The sequence below is a fragment of the Paraburkholderia phytofirmans OLGA172 genome, from assembly GCF_001634365.1.
Lineage (GTDB): Bacteria > Pseudomonadota > Gammaproteobacteria > Burkholderiales > Burkholderiaceae > Paraburkholderia.
Window position 1 is genome coordinate 819,494 of record NZ_CP014578.1, and the last position, 22,111, is coordinate 841,604.

Here is a 22,111-nt window from a genome sequence, read left to right on the forward strand (position 1 = left end):
CGTTAAAGTAGAACGCCCGTCATTTTTTGCACCAGGTCTTTATACGTTTCGACGACAACGCGTTCGTCGAACTCTTGCGCGACTTTCTGTCGACCGCGTTCAGCCATTGCGCGGCGCTCGGCGCTGCTCATGTCGAGCATCCGCGCCAGCTGCGCCGCGAGACTCTCTGCATTGCGCGCTTCGCACAGCAATCCATTGACACCGTCCGCCACCACTTCGCGGCAGCCTGGTACGTCGGTCGTCACGATCGGCCGGCCCATCGCCGATGCTTCCATCAGCGTGCGAGGCACGCCTTCGCGATAGGACGGCAGGACGACGCAATTCGCGCCGGCGATGAAGGGCCGCACGTCGTGCGCCTCGCCAAGATACTCGATGATGCCTTCCTGTTCCCACGCGGCCACCTCTTCGCGTGTGATCGCGCTAGGGTTGTCGACGCCCACCGGGCCGAGCAACTGGAACCGCGCCTGGGGATAACGTTCACGCAAACGCCGTGCGGCTTCGACATATTCGCCGACGCCCTTGTCCCACAACAGCCGCCCGATCAGCACGAACTTGAATTCCATCCGCTCCGGCAGCGGGGTGAAGGCGAACTGCTCGAGATCGACGCCTTCGCCGTGGAGGAGGCGCGCACGTTCAGGATGCGCCAACAAATTCTGCTCGACAAAGGCGGCCTGATCGTCGCGATTCAGAAACCAGATTTCGCGCGGGAATCGGAAGGCGAAACGGTACAGTTTTTTGGCGACTTGCGCAGCGCGGCTCTGCTGGATGAACACGTAACCGAGCCCGGTGGTCACCGCCACCGACTGCACGCCCGCCAGTTTCGCAGCGACCGAGCCGTAAATGTTCGGCTTGATCGTGTAATGGAACACGACGTGCGGGCGGATGCTTCGATACAAGCGATACAACGACAGAAGTGTGCGCAGGTCCTCGCGCGGACTGGTGCCTTTGGACGCCACCGGCAATTCGATGCAGCGGCACCCCATCGCGGTGAGCAATCCGAACGTGCGGTCGCGCGGCGCGAGCACCGTCACGTCGACGCCGCGTCCAACCAGCATGCGGATCAGCCCTTGCCGATACGTATAGATTGCCCAGGCGGTGTTACAGACGAGTGTAATGCGTAGCGCGGGCGTCGACTTCAGGGCAGGCTTCATGCGGGAACGGGCTCGACGGTGAATAACAGGGTGAATGACGGCGTAACGGAATCAATGACTCGCACGCGGCGCAAGCAGCGTGCGTTTGACCCGCTGCAATGCGCGGTAAGGCGTCACGAGATGCAGCATATTTTTGGCGAGACCCAGCCAGTCGTAGAGATTGGCGACGTTGAAGTAGCGTAGTTGCAGACGCAACGTCGAGCTGACCTGGCGGCGCCGTTTGGTCGCGCTGATGCCACCTTCGTTCAGCTCGTAGTAGAGCCCGAGTTCCGGCAGGTTCGCGCAGTCGTAGCACGCCATCAGACGCACGAACAGATCGAGGTCTTCGGCGGAAGGATATGCTGCCTGGTAGTTGCCGACCGCGCGCACGGCGTCGATACGCAACATCATCGAAGGATGCGCGAGGCATGAACGAAAGAACCGCAAGCGCCGGATCTCATGCGGCTCAGCCGGCGGTGTCAGCATGAACAGCGGTTTCCCTTCACGCGTGACCACTTGCGTCCACATGCCGAGACCGGCTACTTGCGGATGCGACTCCATGAACTCGCGTTGTTTAGCGAGCCGTTGCGGCACGCTGCGGTCGCCCGCGTCGATGCGTGCTGCGTAGCGAAAGCCACGCTGGGCAAGGGCGTCGATGCCGGTTTGCAGCGCGCGTTCGATGCCGCGGTTCTGCGGCATGCGCAGCACTTCGATCATCATATTCGGGATCGTGGGCGCTGCGATCGGCGGCGTGCTGCCGTCGTCGACGATCAGTACATGCACTAGCGCGTTTTCGCTGAACGAGGCCAGCGTGAGATCGACGTCGGCCTGGCCGTTGTACGCGGGCATCAGGACGGCGACGTCGTCGAGAGACATATGCGCGGCGGCGGATGAGTTCGTCATGGGCGCAATTTGAAACGAATGTAATAAAGATTAACTGACGCGGCGGCGAGATAACCGGCTGCGAGTCCCACCAGCGCACCGTAAGCGCCAAGCCGTGAAATTGCCAGCAGATTGACGACGAATGCAATCGCGAGCGCCAGCAGCCACTTCGAGAGCAACACGAATTTGGCCTGATATTTCAGCACGATCAGATTGCCGATCGCTTCGACGCCGGCCGGCACGGAAAGCCACACGGCCCAGCGGAAAATCTCGATGGCGCCTTCAAAGTCCGGTCCGAATACGCTGCGGATGATGAAGCCGGCCAGCAGATCCAGCACGATCGCGCCGCTCACCATCAGCGCGGCGGTCATGGCGGTGAGCCGCCACACGTTGCGGCGCAATTGCGCGGCGTCTTGCACGCGGTAGACGAAGGCGGGCGCGATCGTCTGCGCGAGCATCAGCGCAAGCGTGATCCAGTTTTCGTTCAACTGCTGCGCGGCGGAATAACGCCCGAGGTCGGCGAAGGAAATCGCCCGCTCGAGCATCAGTCTGTCCAGTTTCAGGAACAGATACATACAGACCAGGCCGAGCCAGAACACCGTGCCCGCGGTCGCGAAGTGCTTGAAGAGCGAGCGGTCGAGACGCCAGCCGAGCTTGCCGCCATGCCGACGGATGTAATAGATCAGCAAGACCGCGCCGATCGCCGCCGATTCGGCGGCCCACAGCCAGCCAAAGCGCGCGGGCGTTGCCATGGCGCGCACCAGCAGATAGGCGAAGCCGGCCTTCAGCACCGCGGTGCTCATGCTGGTGAGCAACTGCGGCTTGCTATACGTCATGCTTTGCAGCCACGCGTTGATCACGCCGACGAACGGCTCGCGAAACAGCATGGTCACCGCGAGGCCGGCGAGCATGGCGCCCACCAGCGGGTCGAAGAAGTGCAACGCAATGCCAAGCCACGTGAGCAGCAGCGCCGCGACGGAAACCGAGAAGCGCAGCGCGAAGGCGCTGCCGAGCACCGTGCCGAGCTGGGTTGGCGGCCGGCTGACGATGGTGGGAACCAGAATTTCCGCGCCGCATACCCAGGTGATTGGCGAAAGCACCAGCAGTAGCGTATTCGCGTACTGCCATTTGCCGAAAGTGTCGGGCCCGAAGTAGCGTGCCAGCATGCCGCTGATCACGATTGCCACGCCGATTTGCGTGAGCCGCTCCAGCCCGAGCCAGACGATATTGGTGAAGGCGCGCGTGACGTCCGGATTGGCGAAGCGTTTGAGTGTCAGCATCCGGTGGACACTCGCCAGTCCCGTTGTGCGGGGCGCGCGAGCGGCGCGGGTTGTCTGCCGGCAATCTGCGCGAATGCCCATCCACAGGCCGACTGTCGCGGCAACTTAACAAAAGGTGGGCGTCTAAGCATTAGAATGGGCGTCTATCAGGGTATGTCCGAAAGGCGCAATTATAAGTTGGAACCGGATCGCTTCCGGCAAGGACGCATCGCTCGGTTTAACAGCGTGTTTTACCGATTTCTCGGCGATGCGTCGGTCAAAATTTTCCATTGCACGTAAGTGAGCCATCATGATCTCCAAATCTATTTTCAAGGCGTATGACATTCGCGGTGTGATCGGCAAGACGCTCGACGCCGACACAGCGCGTTCGATCGGTCGCGCCTTCGGCAGCGAAGTGCGGGCGCAAGGTGGCGACGCCGTCGTGGTCGCGCGTGACGGGCGCCTCTCGGGTCCCGAGCTGATCCAGGCACTGTCGGACGGTCTGCGTGCGGCCGGCGTCGACGTGGTCAACGTCGGCATGGTGCCGACTCCGGTCGGCTACTTCGCGGCCAGCGTGCCGTTGAAGCTCGACGGCGGCGAACGCCGCGTCGATTCGTGCATCGTCGTGACGGGCAGCCACAATCCGCCCGACTACAACGGCTTCAAGATGGTGCTGCGCGGCGCGGCCATTTACGGCGAGCAGATCCTCGCGCTGCATCAGCGCATCGTCGACGAAAACTTCACTGATGGCAGCGGCACATACACCGAGTACGACATCGCCGATGCGTATCTGGATCGCATTGCCAGCGACGTCAAGCTCGCACGCCCGATCAAGATCGTGGTCGACACCGGCAACGGTGTGGCAGGCGGGCTCGCGCCGAAGCTCTTCAAGAAGCTCGGCTGCGAACTGGTCGAACTGTTCACCGAGATCGACGGCAACTTCCCGAACCATCACCCGGACCCGGCTCACCCCGAGAATCTGCAGGACGTGATCCGCGCGTTGAAGGAAACGGACGCGGAAATCGGTTTCGCCTTCGACGGCGACGGCGACCGCCTCGGCGTCGTCACCAAAGACGGCGAGATCATCTATCCGGACCGCCAGCTGATGCTGTTCGCCGAAGAAGTGCTGTCGCGCAACAAGGGCGCGCAGATCATTTACGACGTGAAGTGCACGCGCAATCTCGCCAAATGGGTCAAAGATAAAGGCGGCGAACCGCTGATGTGGAAGACCGGCCACTCGCTCGTGAAGGCGAAGCTGCGCGAAACCGGCGCGCCGCTGGCAGGCGAAATGAGCGGCCATGTGTTCTTCAAAGACCGCTGGTACGGGTTTGACGACGGCCTGTACACGGGTGCGCGGCTGCTCGAAATCCTTACGCGTGTGGCGGATCCGAGCAAGCTGCTGAACTCGCTGCCGAACTCGAATTCCACGCCGGAACTGCAATTGAAGCTCGAAGAAGGCGAAAACTTCGAACTGATCGCACGTTTGCAGCAAAACGCGAAGTTCACCGGCGCGGACGACGTCGTGAAGATCGACGGCCTGCGTGTCGAGTACCCGGACGGCTTCGGCCTTGCGCGCTCGTCGAACACTACGCCGGTGGTGGTAATGCGTTTCGAAGCCGATAGCGACGAGGCGCTCAAGCGCATCCAGGAAGACTTCCGCCGCGTGATCATGGCGGAGAAGCCTGACGCGAAGCTGCCGTTCTAAAGGCTCGAGCGCGCCGTGGTTCTTCGCGAACCGCGGCCACCGTCGAACGCGGCGCGGGTTTCACTTACCGCGCCGCGTTTTTTCATGCCATTTACCCGTATCGCGCTAGAATTGCGGTCCTCGCCCCCTCGGGGGACCTGGCGCGAGGGCACTTTTCTCAACGCATCTTCGGGCCGGATAGCCGGTTTTCCCACACTTGAGCGTGCAAAAGATACTGATCGTGAGGGTGTCGTCATTGGGCGACGTCGTTCACAACATGCCGGTGATCGCCGACATCCAACGCCGCCATCCCGAAGCCCAGATCGACTGGCTCGTCGAAGAAAGCTTCGTAGGGCTCGTGGAGCTCGTCAGCGGCGTGCGGCGGGCGATTCCCGTGTCGCTGCGGCGCTGGCGCAAGCGCATCCTTTCGGTCGACACCTGGCGCGAGATCGGCGCGTTTCGCCGCGCGCTCGCCGCCGAGAACTACGACCTCGTGATCGACTGCCAGGGGCTCATCAAGACGGCGTGGGTCGCGAGCATGGCGCGTGGACCGCTGGTCGGCCTTGCGAACCGTACCGACGGCGCGGGATTCGAATGGCCGGTGCGCTTCTTCTACAAAAAGCGGGTACCGATCGAGCCGCGCACCCATGTGGTCGAGCGTACCCGCCAACTGGTGGCCGCGGCGCTGAACGACCCGCAGCCGCAGCCCACCGACGATATCGACTTCGGCATTGACACCGGGCGCGCGGCGCTGGCTTTGTCGGGGGCGAATCTGAATCTGCCGGTGCCTTACGTGGTGTTCGTGCACGCCACCTCGCGCGCCGACAAGCAGTGGCCCGATACCGCGTGGATCGAACTCGGTCAGTCTCTGGTGCGGCGCGGCGCGTCGATCGTGCTGCCGTGGGGCAGCGAGGACGAGCGCGTCACCAGCGAGCGTCTGGCGAAGGAATTCGGCGGTGCGGCTATCGTGCCGCCCAGGCTGTCATTGCCGGCGGTGGTCGGCCTGATCGAAGGCGCCGCCGCGACAGTCGGCGTTGACACAGGTCTGGTTCACATTGCGGCGGCGCTGAAGCGGCCGACAGTCGAGTTGTACAATTTCGCCACCGCGTGGCGTACTGGCGGCTACTGGTCGCCGAACGTCGTCAACCTCGGCACAGCCGGCAAGCCGCCCACGCTGCAAGAAGTCAAATCCGCGCTGGCAGGTTTCGGCCTGCTCTAATGTCGTAACGCTGTAATGCGGGGTGCTTCGCCTCACGCTCCATCCGTTTTCAAGGGCGACCATGAACGAAACCCAGATCATCGAAGTAGCGAACGCAGACTGGCACGGACGCAACCTGTCCGTGCCACGCGAGATGCTGCTGGCCGGCGTCGAACGCGGCAAGGTGCTGTATTTCCCGAACCTGCGCTTTGCGATCGAAGGCGGCGAACAGGCGTTGCTCGATCCCAAACTGGCCGATCCGAGCCGCAAGAACATCAGTCTTGAGCCGAACGGCGGCGCCTTGCACGGCGTGGCTGGCGATGCGGTCACGCAATCGGCGGTGCGCGCGTTGATCGCGCGCTATCAGACCAATGCGCGCACGCTCGTCGATGGGCTGTTCCCCGAATACAACAGCAAGTTGCGCGTCGCGCCGACGAGCCTGCGGCTGCATGAGGTGCAAGGGCGCGAGACGTCCTGGCGTAAAGACGATAGCCGTTTGCACGTCGATGCCTTTCCGTCGCGGCCGAATTACGGCGAGCGCATTCTGCGCGTGTTCACCAACGTCAATCCGCATGGCGCACCGCGCGTGTGGCGCGTCGGCGAACCGTTCGAGGATATGGCCAAACGCTTCCTGCCGCGCATCAAGCCGCAGATGCCGGGCTCGGCGTGGCTGCTGAACCTGCTGCACGTCACCAAATCGCCGCGCAGCGAATACGACCATCTGATGCTGAATCTGCACGACAGCATGAAGGCCGATCTCAACTATCAGAAGTCGAGTCCGCAGGAGACCATGCCGTTTCCGCCGGGCAGCGTGTGGGTGTGTTTCTCCGATCAGACTTCGCATGCGGTGATGTCCGGCCAGTTCATGCTGGAGCAGACCTTCTTCCTGCCGGTCAAGGCGATGGCGCAGCCGGACTGCGCACCGCTCGGCATTCTCGAGCGCCTGAAGGGCAGGGCGCTGGTTTGAGCGCCGCTGTCTGTTTCGATCGCGCTGTGAAACTCGCGCTTGCATTCGGATTCGCGCCCGGATGTGCGGAGTCCCGATGCTGAGGGCGATTTATAACGCGCTCTGGTGGATCGTCGCGCCGCTTGCCGTGCTGCGTTTGCTGATCCGTTCGCGCAAGGAGCGCGGCTATCGCGAGCATATTGCCGAGCGTTTCGGTTACTCCCGTGGCCGGTTGCCGGAAGACAATGCGCCGCTGATCTGGGTGCATGCGGTGTCGGTGGGCGAGACGCGTGCCGCGCAACCCCTGATCGACGCGCTGATGAAAGCGCGTCCTGACGCACGCATTCTTTTGACGCATATGACGCCGAGTGGCCGTGCCACCGGCGAGCAGATTTTCGGCGACCGTGTGTTGCGCAGCTATCTGCCATACGACATGCCGCACGTGGTGCGGCGGTTTTTGCGGGCGTGGCGGCCGTCGCTCGGTCTCGTGATGGAAACCGAAGTGTGGCCGACACTGATCGACGAATGCCGTCGCGCGGACGTGCCGCTCGTGCTGACCAATGCGCGGATGTCGGCACGCTCGTACAAGCGCGCGGCCAAGTTCGGCCATGCGACCAAGGACGTGTTCGGCGGATTTGCGCGGGTGCTGGCGCAGAGTCCGTCGGATGCGGAGCGGCTCACTGCACTCGGTGCGCGTAACGTCGCGGTACTCGGTAATCTGAAGTTCGATATGAGCACGCCGCCGGAACTGGCAGCGCGTGGTCATGCGTGGCGTGCGGCGATCGGCACGCGGCCGGTGTGGGTCGCGGCGAGTACGCGCGAAGGCGAAGAGGAGCTGGTGCTGCAGGCGTTCGCGGCGCTTGGTATCGATGATGCGTTGCTGATTCTGGTGCCGCGTCATCCGCAACGGTTTAACGAAGTGGCGGCGTTGGTCGAGACGGCGGGTTTGCGGCTTGCGCGGCGTTCGACCTGGGCGCCGAGCGCGGCGGTAGCGTCGGCTGCTGCTGCAACTGCAGGCGGCGGTGTGCCTGCTTTGCCTTCTGACGTCAACGTGCTGCTCGGTGATTCGATGGGTGAGTTGGGCGCTTACTATGCCGCCTCGGATCTCGCGTTTATCGGCGGGAGTTTGCTGCCGCTGGGCGGGCAGAATCTGATTGAAGCCTGTGCGGTCGGTGTGCCGGTGCTGATCGGGCCGCATGTGTTCAACTTTACGCAAGCCACGGCGGATGCGGTCGCGGCGGGTGCGGCGGTGCAGGTGCAAGATCCGGCTGATCTGGCGCGGGCGTTGCGCGAGCTGTTCGGCGACAAGGCAAGGCGGCTGGCGATGGGCGGCGCGGCTTCGGCGTTTGCCGCGCGCCATCGCGGCGCAACGGCACGGACTGTTGATGTGTTGATGGCGGTGTTGCCGGAGTAGTCACAGCGTAGTCATTCAAGCGCCGCGAATTGCGGCGCTTGTCTTATCGGTTTGTGCGCCAATAAATCATATATTCTGCGAACATCGGGCGTGCGCATTGACCACCTTCTGATTCGAACCGCATTTTCCACTGCTGCCATGACGCTCTTTACTGACCTCGGTTTTCAATGGGATCGCGCCGCGATCCCGCAAGACTTGCCGACCCATTCGATTAAACGGGTGTGTTTTCGCTTTCATCGGATGCTGCCGGAATTCGTGTGGGATGCGAGCGTGCTCGAAGGTAATCCGTTCACGTTTCCTGAGGTAAAGACCCTGCTCGACGGCGTAACGGTTGGCGGGCGGAAAGTTTCTGATCAGGAGCAGATTCTGAACTTGGCGGAGAGTTCGAAACATCTACTGGCGATCGTGCAGAACGGCAGATTTGCGCTCGACAAAACAACGTTTTGCGACCTGCACCGCCTTGTTGCGCGTAATGAGGCGCTCGAGTGGGGCGTGTTCCGTGGGGAAGGCGAGGAAACGCGATACATGCCCGACGAAGCGTTGGGGGAGGCGGGGCGACATACCCCGCTGCCGACCTTGCCCGGTGCCCCTGAACTCAACCAGGTTTTTGCCGCGGGCACACACGCACTGACCGATCAGGTTTCCAACGCCTTCGAGAGAGCTTGCGCTTTCTTCCTGTTCGGCGCATTGCAGCAATTCTTCTTCGACGGCAACAAGCGCACGTCGCGCTTCATGATGAATGGTGTGTTGATGTCGAACGGTATCGACGCGATCAGCGTGCCAGCGCAGCGCGCGGGCGACTTCAACGAGAAGATGGTGCGCTTCTATCTATCGAAAGATGGATCCGAAATGATGGCATTCCTGCTTGAATGCCATCCGGGCGAGTAAGGTCTCAGACCTTCAACAACCCCTTCTTCTCGATAAATTTCACCACCACATCCAGTCCGTCGAGCGCCTTCAGATTGCACATCACGAAGGGCCGCTCGCCGCGCATCTTCTTCGCGTCGGAAGCCATCACCTCCAGATTCGCGCCGACCATCGGCGCGAGATCGGTCTTGTTGATCACCAGCAGATCCGATTTCGTAATACCCGGGCCACCTTTGCGCGGAATCTTCTCGCCGCCGGCCACGTCGATCACATAGATCGTCAGGTCCGACAGTTCCGGACTGAATGTCGCCGCGAGGTTATCGCCGCCCGATTCAATGAACACGATGTCCGCATCGGGAAAGCGCGTCAGCATGCGGTCGACGGCTTCGAGATTGATCGATGCGTCTTCACGAATCGCCGTGTGCGGGCAGCCGCCCGTTTCGACGCCCATGATCCGTTCGGCGGGCAATGCGCCTGCCACTGTCAACAGACGCTGGTCCTCCTTCGTATAGATGTCGTTGGTGATCGCGACGAGGTCGTACTGTTCGCGCATCGCCTTGCAGAGCATTTCGAGCAGCGTGGTCTTGCCCGAGCCGACCGGGCCGCCGACGCCCACGCGCAGCGGCGGCAGTTTTTTCGTGCGGACAGGCGGTTGAGTGGGGTGGTGAGGTGCGTTCATGATGGGTTAATTTATGAGCGGAACAGCCGCGAATACTGCGACTCGTGACGCGCCGACAGAATGCCCAATTGCGGCGCGAAGGTGTTGATGTTGTCGGGAGAAGTGGCCAATGCTCGTGTGACGGCAGCGTCGATCGGCTCACGCAACGCGACGATGATGCGCTGGCCCGCGAGTTGGCCGAGCGGCACCGCCTTCAATGCGGCGGCGGTCTGGTTTTCCACCCAGCTGAATGCGTAGGCGGCGAGCGCGGCGTCAGGTGCTGCATTGTGTGCGAAAGCGGCGAAGGCGAAAGCCGTGGGTTGGGCCAGCGGCTTGAGCGACGCCAGCGTCGTGCGCCGTTCGGCGTCGCCCCATTCCAGCGAGACGCACAACTGTCTCAGCGACCAGCCCATCTGTTCCGTCTCGCGTCTTAGTTCCGCGGACTCCCGGCTTGCTAGGAATTCGCTGTTCGCTTCCTTTAAGCCGTCTGCGTCGTGCGCACGCCAGCGTTCCATCTGATGCGCGAGAAACGGCAGCTCGCCACGCGCGAGCACATCGGTTAAACCGCTCGCGATCCAATCGCGTGCGGAATCTGCGTCGGTGATGAGTTGCGCTTCGATCGCCGCTTCGAGACCCTGCGAGTAGCTGAACGCGCCGATCGGTAGTGCCGGCGACGCGAGATGCAGTAGCGCCGTGAGTTCAGCGATGCGCATGGTGGTGATGATGCCCGTGGCCGCACGATTCGTCGTGGACGTGATCGTCGTCTTTGTGATCGTGCGAATGCTCATGGCCGTGGTCATGCTCTTGCGAGTGACCGTGCGCGTGACTATGACCTTGTTCGTGTGGGTGGCCATGGCCATGCGAATGCTCATGCCCATGATGCTCGCCGAACACCTGCTGCGCGAGGGCATAGTCTTCTGCGAAGGTCTCGTCATGACCATGCTTGTGACCGCCGCCGTACGCGCCGGATTCCGGCTGGAACGGCATCGACACCTGATCCACGCTTGCGCCGATGCGCTTCAGCATATCGGCCAGCACCGGATCGTATTCAAGCTTCAGGTAATCCGCGCCGACTTCAACCGGCGTGTGACGATTGCCGAGGTGGTACGCGGCGCGCGTCAACGTCAACGCGTCTTTCGCGCGGACCACCAGCACCGCTTCGGGCGCGGCGACTACGCGCACGAGACCTCCATCATCGGCGACCAGAACATCGCCGTCGCGCAGCACAGTGCCGCGCGGCAGCAGCAGCGCGACTTCTTCGCCGTTGTCGAGCGTTGCTGCAAGACGGCTCTTGCGACGGTCATCAAAAGCGAGCGTCAAGGTCGGCGCGCGCTTCACCAGCACAGGTGCCAGTTTCAGATGCGGCGCAATCAGTTTGTCGATAGTGCGCATGGTTTAGAACAGAAAGTAGCGTTGCGCCATCGGCAGCACGGTTGCTGGTTCGCAAGTCAGCAACTGACCGTCTGCGATGACCTGATACGTTTCCGGATCGACGCTGATCGCCGGACGCCACGCGTTGTGAATCATGTCGGCCTTCGAGATGTTGCGGCAGTTCTTTACAGCAACGATACGCTTGTTCAGGCCATAGCGTTCGCCGACGCCCGCATCGGCGGCCATCTGCGAAACGAAGGTCAGGGAAGTGCGTCCCAGCGCCCCGCCACGCGTCGCGAACATCTCGCGATAGTGGACCGGCTGCGGCGTCGGAATCGACGCATTCGGGTCACCCATCTGCGCCATCGCGATCATGCCGCCCTTCAGGATCAGCGACGGCTTGATGCCGAAAAACGCTGGCTCCCAGAACACCAGGTCGGCCCACTTGCCGGGTTCGATCGAGCCGACTTCATGCGAAATGCCGTGCGTGATGGCCGGATTGATCGTGTACTTGGCGACGTAACGTTTCGCGCGGAAATTGTCGTGCCGTGCGTTGTCTTCAGGCAGCGCGCCGCGTTGCACTTTCATCTTGTGCGCGGTCTGCCACGTGCGGATGATGACCTCGCCCACGCGCCCCATTGCCTGCGAATCCGACGACAGCATCGACAACGCACCGAGGTCGTGCAGGATATCTTCGGCGGCGATGGTCTCGCGACGAATGCGCGACTCGGCAAACGCGATATCTTCCGCAATCGACGGGTCGAGGTGGTGGCACACCATCAGCATGTCCAGATGCTCTTCGAGCGTGTTGACGGTGTACGGGCGCGTCGGATTGGTCGACGAGGGCAGCACGTTCGCTTCGCCGCAGACCTTGATGATGTCCGGTGCGTGGCCGCCGCCTGCGCCTTCCGTGTGATACGTGTGGATCGTGCGGCCCTTGAACGCGGCCACGGTCGCTTCGACAAAACCCGCTTCGTTCAATGTATCCGTGTGGATCGCGACCTGCGTGTCGGTATCGTCGGCGACGGAAAGACAGTTGTCGATGGCGGCAGGCGTCGTGCCCCAGTCTTCGTGCAGCTTCAAGCCAATCGCACCTGCGGCGATCTGTTCAAGCGCCGGTTGCGGCTGGCTCACATTGCCTTTGCCGAGGAAACCGAGATTCATCGGATAACCATCCGCCGCTTGCAGCATGCGTTCGAGATGCCACGGACCCGGCGTGCAAGTCGTCGCGTTCGTACCCGTTGCCGGGCCCGTACCGCCGCCGAGCATCGTCGTCACGCCGCTCGCGAGTGCTTCTTCGATCTGCTGCGGGCTGATGAAATGAATGTGCGTATCGATGCCGCCCGCCGTCACGATCAGGCCTTCGCCCGCGATCACTTCGGTGGACGCGCCGATCGCGATCGTCACATTTGGCTGGATGTCGGGATTGCCGGCTTTGCCGATCGCGGCGATGCGGCCGTTCTTGATGCCGATGTCGGCCTTGACGATGCCCCAGTGATCGAGAATCACCGCATTCGTCACGACCGTATCGACCACGTCGGCATGCACGCGTTGCGACTGGCCCATGCCGTCGCGAATCACTTTGCCGCCGCCGAATTTCACTTCTTCGCCGTACGTCGTGAAGTCGCGTTCGACTTCGATCAGCAGCTCGGTGTCGGCGAGGCGCACGCGATCGCCGGTGGTGGGGCCGAACATTTCCGCGTATGCGCGGCGGCCAATGCGTAATGTCATGGTGTGGGTCCGGAAATGAGCAGGGTGGTCACATGCAGGCTGTGCGCGTGGCGCATCAGAGCTTGCCCATCACCTTGCCGTTGAAGCCGTAGACGACACGGTCGCCTGCCAGTTCGACCAGCTCGACGGTGCGTTCCTGGCCGGGCTCGAAGCGCACGGCGGTGCCTGCCGCGATGTTCAGGCGGAAGCCGCGTGCCGCTTCGCGATCGAACGAGAGCGCTTCGTTCACTTCGTAGAAGTGATAGTGCGAGCCGATCTGCACCGGCCGGTCGCCGGTATTCGACACGAGCACCGTGACGGTCGCGCGGCCCGCGTTGAGTTCGTGTTCGCCGTCGTCGATGAGGAGTTCGCCGGGAATCATGGGGCTGCCTTTCGGGGTACGGGTGTACGGGGGTACGGGTTACGGGATCGGATGGTGAACGGTGACGAGCTTGGTGCCGTCGGGGAACGTGGCTTCGACCTGGATGTCGGGGATCATTTCCGGCACGCCTTCCATCACGTCGGCGCGTGTCAGAAGCGTGGTGCCGTAGTGCATGACCTCGGCGACGGTCTTGCCGTCACGGGCCGCTTCCATCAGCGCGGCGCTGATGAAGGCGACCGCTTCCGGGTAATTCAGTTTGAGGCCGCGAGCGCGGCGCCGTTCGGCGAGCAGCGCGGCGGTGAAGATCAGCAGCTTGTCCTTCTCGCGAGGTGTCAGCTTCATCGATTATGTACTTAGGGTTGCGCCTGTCCCGGGGGAGCAGACGACGACAGTGATAGGCGCTGCAAGTCGTGGACTCATTACGTGCTGCGCACAGGATGAGTCCACGACGAGTGCAATGCCGGATAAGGCAGTCACGGTATCAAGTTTGGCTAACGACGCGCTTACAGATCGGCCGGCAGCGGCGCGCCGAACCACTTCTTCGACATCGTGTTGAGCGTGCCGTCCTGCTTCGCTTGTGCGATGGCGGCATTCACCTTCTGTTGCAGGCGTCCTTCGTTCTTGTTCATGCCGACGAAGCACGGCGAATTCTTGATGACGAACTTCGGTTCCGGACGACGCGGCGGATTCTTCGCGAGGATCGCGGCGGCGACGATGTTGCCAGCGGCGATCAACTGCACCTGACCCGAGAGGAATGCCGCGATGGTCGCGTTGTTATCTTCGAAGCGCTTGATAGTCGCGTTCGGCGCCATTTGCGAGAGACCGATTTCTTCGAGCGCGCCGCGCGTCGCGCCGACCGTTTTGCCGGTGAGATCGGCGGGGCCGGTGACCTTGATATCGGCGGGACCGAATACGCCTTGGTAGTACGGCGCATAGGCCGTCGAAAAATCGATGACCTTGTCGCGTTCAGGCGTTTTGCCGAGCGACGAGATGACCAGATCGACCTTCCCCGTTTGCAGATACGGGATGCGGTTCGCGCTGTTGACCGGCACGAGTTCGAGCTTCACGTTCATCGACTTCGCGAGCAGGGCGGCGGTATCGATGTCATAGCCTTGCGGCTTCATATCAGCGCCGACCGAGCCGAACGGCGGATAGTCTTCCGGCACGGCGACTTTCAGCACACCCGCCTTGGCGATGTTGTCGAGCGTATCCGCGTGAGCGGCCGGCGCATTGATCGCGAGGATGGGCGAGAGCAACAGTGCGGCGAGCCAGGCGCGACGCGCGGGGCGGAGGGTCGATCGGGTCATGTTATGTGGGCGGTGGTGGCGAGAAGCGGTCGGCTGCCATCAGGGCGTGGCAGCATCGTGGGGGATTTTGATGCAAGGTATGTGCCATGGCGGTGCAGCGTGGCTTCGCGGGGCGAAAGACACGATAGTGCACCGACTTGGCGTAGTCGGCCGCGCCAGATTGGTGCTCGCGACGTCTTGCGAAGGTGAAAGGCTTGCTGCGCTGCCAGGCGTCTATGCTGAGCGAATCAGGTCGACCAGATGCGAAGTGGCACAGCGTCGACGCCATGCACGACCGGGCGCAACTGAAGCCAGCACCGAGTCAAAGCCCGCTGCAGCATCTCCATAGACCGCGAAACCGCCCGCACGAGCAAAACCCCATCAGTGACACAGGAAGCCGCCGCCCGCAACGAATCATCAAACGGCAGCTGGGCAGTGAGCGCTTCAGCGAGTGCATCATCGCAGGCTGTCCCGACAGCCCACAGCGTCCCATAAGCGGGAAACCCGGCAAGCCCTTGCGCCGCATCCCGCAATGAATCCGCCGCCGCAAGACTCGCGCGTTCGAGCCACAGCGCCTCGCCATTCGCGCCAACGATCCGCGACACAGCCCGCAAATGCCCGTCCGACCACCGCTCGCCAGCCGCTTGCCGCCCGAGCTGAGTCGCATCCCACCCAATCGCGGTAGCCCCTTCGCCAAGCGTCAGCGAAAAATCCAGCATCGCGTTGGCGTGATCGAAAACGATATTGTTTTGCGGCAGCCAGTCGAGCTTCGCCTGAGGGCCGACACGCACCGCAATATTCTGCCGTGCCGCACAGCCATTGGACTTGTACCACTTGGTTGCGCCGGGCGTGGTAATAACGGCGTGCGCACTGTCGCCGACGACAACGTCGATATCGAGTTGATCGCCGCCTGCGATCCCGCCCGGCGGATGCACGATTACTGCGTGACAGATCGCATTGCCTTCCGGATAGAGCGGCCGTTGCACGCGCAACGGACCATCATGCAGCCGATGCTTGAGCGTCGTCCGTTCGCCCTCTTTGACGAAGCCGAGTTCGAGGCGCGCGCGCCATTGCGAGTGTGCGGTATTTTGCGTGGCGGCGAGTGTGGCGTGGTTTTCGTGGAGCGACATGCGAGCGGACTTGCGAATGAATGAGCGGCTGGGCACAGTAGTGGACGCGGCAACAGACGCGTCAAGGCGCAGCGTGCCTGCACGCGTTATGCAACGACGAGCCGCGTTGCCACAGGATTCGGCGAGAATAGCACGCTGCGCTGCTTGTCCTGCTTGCACCCGTCAGACGGCGATCAGTGCACGTACGCCATCCGTATCCATATTGACCCCTTCGCCGCCCGCGACGATTTCTCCGCGGCTCATGACCCAATACCGATCGGCGATCTCTTTGGCGAAGTCGTAATACTGTTCGACGAGCAGCACCGTCATGCCCATTTCTTCGACCAGCTGACGCAGCGTGCGGCCGATGTCCTGAATGATCGACGGTTGGATGCCTTCGGTGGGTTCATCGAGGATGAGCAACTGCGGATCGCTCATGAGTGCCCGGCCGATTGCGAGCTGTTGTTGTTGACCGCCGGAGAGGTCGCCGCCGCGGCGGGCGCGCATATCCTTCAGGACTGGGAACAGCTCATAGATACGGTCCGGGATCTTCTTCGGGGCTTTTTTGCTGGCCGCACCGACCAGGAGGTTTTCTTCGACCGTCAATCGCGGGAAGATGTCGCGGCCTTGCGGGACGTAGGCCAGGCCTTTCTCCACTCGCGAGTAGGTCGGAAGTTTGGTAATCGGAGTGCCGCGCCACGCGATCGAACCGCTTTTGGTCTGGACGACGCCCATCAGGCATCGAAGCAAGGTTGTTTTGCCCACGCCGTTGCGGCCCAGCAGCACGGTGAGCTTGCCGCCAGGCACGGTGAGCTTCACGTCCCGGAGGATGTGGCTGCCGCCGTAGTACTGGTTCAGGTTTTCCACTTCTAGCATGTCGGTCGATCCTTGAATTCTGGCGGCTTGTTGCGGCCGTGGTTTGATTGTGGCCATTACCGCCCGAGATAAGACTCGATCACCGTCTCGTCCTTCTTCACCTCGTCAAGCGTGCCATGGGCGAGAACACGCCCTTCTGCCATCACCGTGACCTTTCCCTTTTCACCCGACAACGCCGCAACAAACTCCATGTCGTGTTCGACAATCATCATCGAACACGTCCCGCGCAAATGATTAAGCAGCTCGGCTAGCTGCATCGTCTCATCATCGGTCATGCCCGCCGCAGGCTCATCGAGCAACAAAAGCGCCGGTTGCTGCATCAGCAACATCCCGATCTCAAGCCGCTGCTTCTGTCCATGCGACAACTCACCAGCAAGTCGCCGAGCCTCACGCTCAAGCCCAATCAAAACCAGAGTCTCTTCAATCCGCGCTTGCGCCTCACGATCCAATCGCGCACGCAAAGAAGCCCACCATCCCTTGTCAGCCTTCATTGCCAACTCAAGGTTCTCCCACACGGGATGCTGCTCAAAAACGGTAGGCTTCTGAAACTTCCGCCCAATACCCGCACGTGCAATAGAAGGCTCATTCATCCGCGTCAGATCGATCGATTGCCCCAAAAAAACCTTGCCGGAATCCGGTTCGGTCTTCCCGGTGATGACATCCATCATCGTCGTCTTGCCGGCCCCGTTCGGACCGATGATGCAACGCAACTCCCCCGCGTTGATCGATAAAGTCAGCGCATTCAACGCGCGAAACCCATCGAAACTCACGGTCACGTCTTCAAGGTAAAGAATCGTCCCATGCGAAATATCGATCTCGCCTGACACCACCGCGTGCCCCATGCTCGCGACGCCGCTCAACGACCGTTCAGCAGGCTCTTCAGTCAATGCAAGATCAGGAACCATCGGGTTGTCGTTCATGAACCGTTCCTCTTGCGCGTCACCGTTTCGATCAGCCCCATGATGCCGTTCGGCAACAACAGCGGGACCAGCACGAAAATCAGGCCAAGAAAGAACAGCCAGTATTCAGGGAAGTTCGCCGTAAAGAAGCTCTTCGCGCCATTCACCGCGAACGCGCCGATGATCGGTCCGATCAACGTGCCGCGTCCGCCCACCGCCACCCAGATCGCCATCTCGATCGAGTTGCCCGGCGACATCTCGCCCGGGTTGATGATGCCGACCTGCGGCACATACAACGCCCCTGCAATCCCGCACAAAATAGCGGAGACGGTCCACACGAACAACTTATACGCGAGCGGGCTGTAGCCGAGGAACATCAAGCGCGTTTCGCCGTCGCGTACCGCAGTGACCACGCGGCCCAGCTTCGACGTGACGATTGCCCGCGCGCCGATGAAGGCCAGAATCAACACCGCGAACGTGATCAGCAAAAGAGCAGTGCGCGTGCCCGGATGCGTAATCGGAAAACCGCCGATGCGCTTGAAGTCGGTAAAGCCGTTATTACCGCCGAATCCCGTTTCGTTGCGGTAGAAAAGCAGCATGGCGGCAAACGTCATCGCCTGAGTGATGATCGACAGGTACACGCCCTTCACCCGCGAGCGGAACGTGAAGAAGCCGAACACCCAGGCAACAACGGCGGGCACCAGCACCACCAGCAGCAGCGCATAGCCGAGGTGCTGCGTGCCTTGCCAGTACCACGGCAGTTGGTGCCAATCGAGAAACACCATGAAGTCGGGCAGGTCGCTGCCGTATTTGCCTTCGTGGCCGATCGAGCGCATCAGGTACATGCCGATCGCGTAACCGCCCAATGCAAAAAACAACGCGTGTCCCAGACTCAGGATGCCGCAGTAACCCCACACGAGATCGAGTGCCAGCGCGGCAATCGCGTAGCACATGAACTTGCCGGTGATCGTCGTCGCATACGCGGACAGATGGAATGCGCTCGTCTCCGGGACCACCAGGGTGGCGAATGGCACGCCAAGACCGAACACGATGATCAGTGCGATCAGCGCGAGCCAGGCGCGGCGCGACAGCAATGCGGGACGCGGCGGCAAGCCGAGCGCGAAGCCGGACTGCGCTTCGCGTCCGGCAGCGGTACCACCGCCCGCTGCGCCGACGTGCGCCGATGAGGTAGTCGATGTCATCTCATGCCTCCGCGCTACGGCCCTTGAGGGCGAACATGCCCTGCGGACGCTTCTGGATGAACAGCACGATCAGCACGAGCACCGCGATCTTGGCGAGCACTGCGCCCCAGAACGGCTCGATCGCCTTGCTGACCAGTCCGAGGCCGAAGCCGCCGATCACCGTGCCGGCGAGTTGGCCGACGCCGCCGAGCACCACGGCCATGAACGAATCGATGATGTAGCTTTGGCCGAGGTCCGGGCCTACATTGCCGATCTGCGACAGCGCGCAGCCTCCCAGGCCGGCAATGCCAGCGCCGAACGCGAACGCATACGAATCGACGCGCGCGGTCTTCACGCCGACGCAGGCTGCCATCCGCCGGTTTTGCGTGACGGCGCGCACGAACAGACCCAGACGGGTTTTAGTCAGTACAGCCCACGCAATCCCAACGACGATCAGCGAAAACGCCAGGATCGCCAGCCGGTTGTACGGCAGGATCAGATTCGGCAGCACGGTTACACCGCCGCTCATCCACGCAGGGTTGATCACCTGGACGTTCTGGGCGCCGAACAGCATGCGTGTCGCCTGAATCAGGATCAGGCTGACGCCAAAGGTGGTCAGCAGGGTTTCGAGCGGACGGCCGTACAAATGCTTCAACACCAGCCGTTCGAGCACGATGCCGACCAGTCCGGCTGCGGCGAATGACGCCGGCACGGCAAGCAGCGGATACCAGTCGAACACGCCGGGCGCAAAGCGCTGAAACAGGTTCTGCACGACGTAGGTGGCGTACGCGCCGATCATCAGGAACTCGCCGTGCGCCATGTTGATGACGCCGATCAGCCCATACGTGATCGCGAGGCCCAATGCAGCGAGCAGCAGCACGCTGCCCAGCGACAAGCCCGCGAACAGCGTGCCGGCGATCTGGCTGCGGCGCTGGATCGAATCTAGTTCGTCGATGCCGCTTTGCGCGGCGGCGCGCACGCGATCGTCTACTTCGCTGAAGGTGCCGTCCGGCTTCTTCGCGACGAGTGGGCGCAGCAGTTCGTTCATGTCGAGGTCGTGCCGCGCGGCGACTAGTTGCACGGCTTCGAGACGCTTGGCCGGGTCGGCGTCGTGTAACGCGGTCATCGCCCACAGCGTGTCGAGGCGCTTCTTCAGCGCCGGGTCGGTTTCCTTCGCGCGCGCCGCATCGACGAGCGGTTTGATCGACGGATCGGGGTTTTGCAGCAGCGCGGTGATGGCGGCGTCGCGCGTGGCGGCGTCGGGCGAATCGAGTTGCAGACCCGAGAGCGCGCCCGTCACTTTCGAGCGCAGCAGGTTGTTCAGGGTGACCGGTTGCGCGTCGCCCGCGGCGACCGTTTTGCCGGAGACGGCATCGCGTGCCGTGTCACCGTCTTGCAACAGCACGGCACCGGAATCGGTGGCGAGCGCGCTGTCCTCGGAGAGGGCTTTGAGTACAGCGAGCGATTCTTTGTCGTGGTTGGCTATCAGTTTGTCGATTGCCGCGGATTTCGCATCGAAGTCGTCACCGGCGAGTGGCGCGACATCGGCCGGGCTCAGCGCGAAAGCGGCAAGCGGCGTGCTGGCGAGGAGCGCAAGCGCCCCGCTGACGATGGTGCGTCGTGCGCTGCGTCGTGCGACATTCAGAAATGAAAACGCCATGATGGCCTTTGAAGAAAAGCCGCCGAGGCGGCGCGGCATCGCGGTGCTGCATCGGCGCAGCACCGTTGTCTTGCTTCTTGCAGCGTACTGTCGGGCAGAGCAGCGGTTCAGCCCCGGCTCTGCCCTGGCTCAGACTCAGACAACCCGCGAGCGCTTCAGGAATGCGGGAATCGAACTGACTACATCCGGCTTGCTCGAATTGCCGGCGATAAACGGGCTCCACGGCTGCGCGCGGACCGCGGTCTTGGTGCGCCACACCACGTTGAACTGGCCGTCGGCACGCACTTCGCCGATCATCACCGGCTTGTGCAGATGGTGATTGCCGTCCATTTCGAGCGTGAAGCCCGACGGTGCCGCAAAGGTCTGGCCGACCATCGCCACACGCACCTTGTCCACCTCCGTGCTCTTTGCTTTCTCGACGGCCTGCTTCCACATATGGATGCCGACGAAGGTCGCTTCCATCGGGTCATTGGTCACGCGCTTGGTGCCGCCCGGCAGGTTGTTGTCCTTGACCCATGCAGCCCATTGCTTCTTGAACTTCTCGTTGGCCGGGTTGCGCAGCGACATGAAGTAGTTCCATGCCGCGAGATTGCCGACCAACGGCTTCGTATCGATGCCGCGCAGTTCTTCTTCGCCGACCGAGAATGCGACCACCGGCACATCGGACGCCTTCAGCCCCTGGTTGCCGAGTTCCTTGTAGAACGGCACGTTCGAGTCGCCGTTGACGGTCGAGATCACGGCGGTCTTGCCGCCCTGCGAGAAGGTCTTGATGTTCGCGACGATGGTCTGATAGTCGCTGTGGCCGAACGGCGTGTAGACCTCCTGGATATCGGCTTCCTGCACGCCTTTCGACTTGAGGAACACGCGCAGGATCTTGTTGGTCGTGCGGGGGTACACATAGTCGGTGCCCAGCAGGAAGAAGCGCTTGGCGCCGCCGCCTTCCGCGCTCATCAGGTATTCGGTTGCCGGAATCGCTTGCTGATTCGGCGCGGCGCCCGTGTAGAACACGTTGCGCGACATTTCTTCGCCTTCGTACTGCACCGGGTAGAACAGCAGGCCATTCAGTTCTTCGAACACCGGCAGCACCGACTTGCGCGACACCGACGTCCAGCAGCCGAACACGACGGCGCACTTCTCCTGAGTGATCAGCTGACGCGCTTTTTCGGCGAACAGCGGCCAGTTCGATGCCGGGTCCACGACCACCGGTTCCAGTTGGCGGCCCATGACGCCGCCGTTCTTGTTGATGTCCGCGATGGTCATCAGCGCGGTGTCTTTGAGCGATGTTTCCGAGATCGCCATCGTGCCGGACAGGGAATGTAGAACGCCTACTTTGATCGGGCCGCTGCCCGATTGCGCCTGAGCAAACGGAACCTTACCTGCAAGCGCCAATGCGCCCGACATGGAGCCGAACTTCAACAGACTGCGACGTTTCATGTATTTCCCCTTGCCATTGATCGTGGATGTTTATGGGCGTCGATTTCAGCCAGCAGGGCTTATCCCGCATGACTTGCCGCTTGTGTACTGCAAGGCACATGCCAAGCGGCAATTTCGACTTGAAGTCCGCGAATCGTGTGCTGCGACGCGGTGAAGCGCTGCGTC

At 62.1% G+C, this 22,111-nt stretch carries 21 protein-coding genes; 5 read left to right on the top strand and 16 right to left on the bottom strand.

Features of this window, described 5'->3' with window-relative positions; genetic code table 11:
• Positions 1 to 2 precede the first annotated feature (2 nt).
• Genes AYM40_RS03485 through AYM40_RS03495 form a run of 3 tightly spaced genes read right to left on the bottom strand, consistent with a single transcriptional unit; the run spans position 3 to position 3,292 of the window.
• Positions 3 to 1,151, bottom strand: a complete 1,149-nt coding sequence (locus tag AYM40_RS03485) for a glycosyltransferase family 4 protein (protein WP_063495003.1) — start codon at positions 1,149 to 1,151, stop codon at positions 3 to 5.
• 51 nt (positions 1,152 to 1,202) lie between these two features.
• Positions 1,203 to 2,033, bottom strand: a complete 831-nt coding sequence (locus AYM40_RS03490) for a glycosyltransferase (protein WP_063495004.1) — start codon at positions 2,031 to 2,033, stop codon at positions 1,203 to 1,205.
• The gene (locus AYM40_RS03495; protein ID WP_063495005.1) at positions 2,030 to 3,292 is read right to left on the bottom strand and encodes an oligosaccharide flippase family protein; all 1,263 of its coding nucleotides are present in this window, start codon (positions 3,290 to 3,292) and stop codon (positions 2,030 to 2,032) included. Before AYM40_RS03495 ends, AYM40_RS03490 begins: the two co-directional genes overlap by 4 nt.
• Positions 3,293 to 3,581: 289 nt before the next feature.
• On the opposite strand from AYM40_RS03495, the gene AYM40_RS03500 reads away from it, so the two are divergent.
• From AYM40_RS03500 to AYM40_RS03520, 5 genes are all read left to right on the top strand, one after another.
• Entirely contained in the window at positions 3,582 to 4,976 is a 1,395-nt protein-coding gene (locus AYM40_RS03500; protein ID WP_063495006.1) for a phosphomannomutase/phosphoglucomutase, read from the top strand.
• 196 nt (positions 4,977 to 5,172) lie between these two features.
• On the top strand, positions 5,173 to 6,174 hold the full coding sequence (gene waaC / locus AYM40_RS03505) for a lipopolysaccharide heptosyltransferase I (RefSeq protein ID WP_063495007.1): 1,002 nt from the start codon (positions 5,173 to 5,175) through the stop codon (positions 6,172 to 6,174).
• Between the two features lie 61 nt (positions 6,175 to 6,235).
• Positions 6,236 to 7,120, top strand: coding sequence for a Kdo hydroxylase family protein (locus AYM40_RS03510; protein ID WP_063495008.1), 885 nt, complete (start codon positions 6,236 to 6,238; stop codon positions 7,118 to 7,120).
• A 76-nt stretch (positions 7,121 to 7,196) separates the two neighbouring features.
• Positions 7,197 to 8,513 (top strand): lipid IV(A) 3-deoxy-D-manno-octulosonic acid transferase, encoded by a 1,317-nt coding sequence (waaA, locus tag AYM40_RS03515; RefSeq protein ID WP_063495009.1) that lies wholly within the window; start codon positions 7,197 to 7,199, stop codon positions 8,511 to 8,513.
• Positions 8,514 to 8,651: 138 nt separating this feature from the next.
• The gene (locus AYM40_RS03520) at positions 8,652 to 9,401 is read left to right on the top strand and encodes a Fic family protein (RefSeq protein WP_063495010.1); all 750 of its coding nucleotides are present in this window, start codon (positions 8,652 to 8,654) and stop codon (positions 9,399 to 9,401) included.
• Between the two features lie 4 nt (positions 9,402 to 9,405).
• Here the strand turns inward: AYM40_RS03520 and ureG are convergent, their stop codons facing one another.
• From ureG to urtA, 13 genes are all read right to left on the bottom strand, one after another.
• Positions 9,406 to 10,059, bottom strand: coding sequence for an urease accessory protein UreG (gene ureG / locus AYM40_RS03525; protein WP_063495011.1), 654 nt, complete (start codon positions 10,057 to 10,059; stop codon positions 9,406 to 9,408).
• An 11-nt stretch (positions 10,060 to 10,070) separates the two neighbouring features.
• Complete coding sequence (locus tag AYM40_RS03530) at positions 10,071 to 10,751, bottom strand: urease accessory protein UreF (protein ID WP_063495012.1); 681 nt, start codon at positions 10,749 to 10,751, stop codon at positions 10,071 to 10,073.
• The gene (gene ureE / locus AYM40_RS03535) at positions 10,738 to 11,430 is read right to left on the bottom strand and encodes an urease accessory protein UreE (protein WP_063495013.1); all 693 of its coding nucleotides are present in this window, start codon (positions 11,428 to 11,430) and stop codon (positions 10,738 to 10,740) included. The genes AYM40_RS03530 and ureE overlap by 14 nt, the downstream gene beginning before the upstream one ends.
• A 3-nt stretch (positions 11,431 to 11,433) precedes the next feature.
• Positions 11,434 to 13,140, bottom strand: a complete 1,707-nt coding sequence (gene ureC, locus AYM40_RS03540; protein ID WP_063495014.1) for an urease subunit alpha — start codon at positions 13,138 to 13,140, stop codon at positions 11,434 to 11,436.
• Between the two features lie 55 nt (positions 13,141 to 13,195).
• On the bottom strand, positions 13,196 to 13,501 hold the full coding sequence (locus tag AYM40_RS03545) for an urease subunit beta (protein WP_063495015.1): 306 nt from the start codon (positions 13,499 to 13,501) through the stop codon (positions 13,196 to 13,198).
• Between the two features lie 39 nt (positions 13,502 to 13,540).
• Positions 13,541 to 13,843: an urease subunit gamma gene (ureA, locus tag AYM40_RS03550; protein ID WP_063495016.1), complete on the bottom strand. Its 303-nt coding sequence runs from the start codon at positions 13,841 to 13,843 to the stop codon at positions 13,541 to 13,543.
• A gap of 161 nt (positions 13,844 to 14,004) precedes the next feature.
• On the bottom strand, positions 14,005 to 14,808 hold the full coding sequence (locus AYM40_RS03555; RefSeq protein ID WP_063495017.1) for a transporter substrate-binding domain-containing protein: 804 nt from the start codon (positions 14,806 to 14,808) through the stop codon (positions 14,005 to 14,007).
• Between the two features lie 227 nt (positions 14,809 to 15,035).
• Positions 15,036 to 15,917, bottom strand: coding sequence for an urease accessory protein UreD (locus AYM40_RS03560; protein WP_063495018.1), 882 nt, complete (start codon positions 15,915 to 15,917; stop codon positions 15,036 to 15,038).
• A gap of 162 nt (positions 15,918 to 16,079) precedes the next feature.
• Positions 16,080 to 16,772 carry an urea ABC transporter ATP-binding subunit UrtE gene (gene urtE, locus AYM40_RS03565; RefSeq protein WP_063497820.1) on the bottom strand — a complete coding sequence of 231 codons (693 nt, stop codon included), beginning with the start codon at positions 16,770 to 16,772 and terminating at the stop codon, positions 16,080 to 16,082.
• Between the two features lie 56 nt (positions 16,773 to 16,828).
• Positions 16,829 to 17,692, bottom strand: coding sequence for an urea ABC transporter ATP-binding protein UrtD (gene urtD, locus AYM40_RS03570; protein ID WP_063495019.1), 864 nt, complete (start codon positions 17,690 to 17,692; stop codon positions 16,829 to 16,831).
• Positions 17,689 to 18,873, bottom strand: coding sequence for an urea ABC transporter permease subunit UrtC (urtC, locus tag AYM40_RS03575; protein ID WP_063495020.1), 1,185 nt, complete (start codon positions 18,871 to 18,873; stop codon positions 17,689 to 17,691). The genes urtD and urtC overlap by 4 nt, the downstream gene beginning before the upstream one ends.
• 1 nt (position 18,874) lies before the next feature.
• Positions 18,875 to 20,512, bottom strand: coding sequence for an urea ABC transporter permease subunit UrtB (urtB, locus tag AYM40_RS03580; protein WP_063497821.1), 1,638 nt, complete (start codon positions 20,510 to 20,512; stop codon positions 18,875 to 18,877).
• Between the two features lie 135 nt (positions 20,513 to 20,647).
• Complete coding sequence (urtA, locus tag AYM40_RS03585) at positions 20,648 to 21,946, bottom strand: urea ABC transporter substrate-binding protein (protein ID WP_063495021.1); 1,299 nt, start codon at positions 21,944 to 21,946, stop codon at positions 20,648 to 20,650.
• Positions 21,947 to 22,111: the final 165 nt, after the last annotated feature.